The organism is Nocardia sp. SYP-A9097, from assembly GCF_009649815.1.
In the GTDB taxonomy this organism is placed as follows: domain Bacteria; phylum Actinomycetota; class Actinomycetes; order Mycobacteriales; family Mycobacteriaceae; genus Nocardia.
The window spans coordinates 1-923 of sequence record NZ_WJIC01000087.1; the positions used below are offsets into that span (position 1 = coordinate 1).

General features: G+C 64.6%; 1 protein-coding gene. It reads left to right on the forward strand.

The genetic code is table 11. The features are described from left to right. The coding region (locus GFY24_RS40850) for an AMP-binding protein (protein WP_153810471.1) at window positions 1–923 on the forward strand (923 nt) is incomplete at both ends.

Consider the following 923-nt stretch of genomic DNA (forward strand, 5'->3'; position numbering starts at 1 on the left):
ACCTCCGGGACCACGGGTAAGCCCAAGGGCATCCTGCACACCTCCGGTGGCTACCTGACGCAGACCTCGTACACCCACAATTACGTGTTCGATCACAAGCCGGGTGCCGATGTGTACTGGTGCACCGCCGATATCGGCTGGGTGACCGGGCATTCCTACATCGTGTACGGCCCGCTCTCGAACCGCGCCACGCAGGTCGTCTATGAGGGCACCCCGAATTTCCCTGATGAGCACCGGCATTGGCAGATCATCGAAAAGTACGGTGTGAGTATCTATTACACCGCCCCCACCCTGGTGCGGACGTTCATGAAGTGGGGCAAGGAGATTCCCGAAGCCCACGACCTGTCGAGCCTGCGACTGCTGGGATCGGTGGGTGAGCCGATCAACCCCGAAGCGTGGCGCTGGTATCGAGAAGTCATCGGCGCCAACAAGACTCCGATCGTGGACACCTGGTGGCAGACCGAGACCGGGTCGATCATGATCTCCCCGCTGCCGGGTGTGGCCGCGGCCAAGCCGGGTGCGGCGATGACCGCGCTGCCCGGTATCTCCTCGAAGGTCGTGGACGAGGAGGGCAAGCCGGTCGTGCTGGGCGAGACCGAGGCCAACGGCTACCTGGTGCTGGACGAGCCTTGGCCGTCGATGCTGCGTGGCATCTGGGGTGATAACGAGCGGTACAGGGAGACCTATTGGGCGCGGTACGCCGAGCAGGGCTGGTACTTCGCCGGTGACGGCGCGAAACTCGACACCGACGGTGACCTGTGGGTGCTGGGCCGGGTCGATGACGTCATGAATGTCTCGGGCCACCGCATCTCCACCGCCGAGGTCGAGTCCGCGCTCGTCGGTCACTCCGGTGTCGCCGAGGCGGCCGTGGTCGGCGCCTCGGATGAGACCACCGGCCAGGGCATTGTCGCCTTCGTAATCCT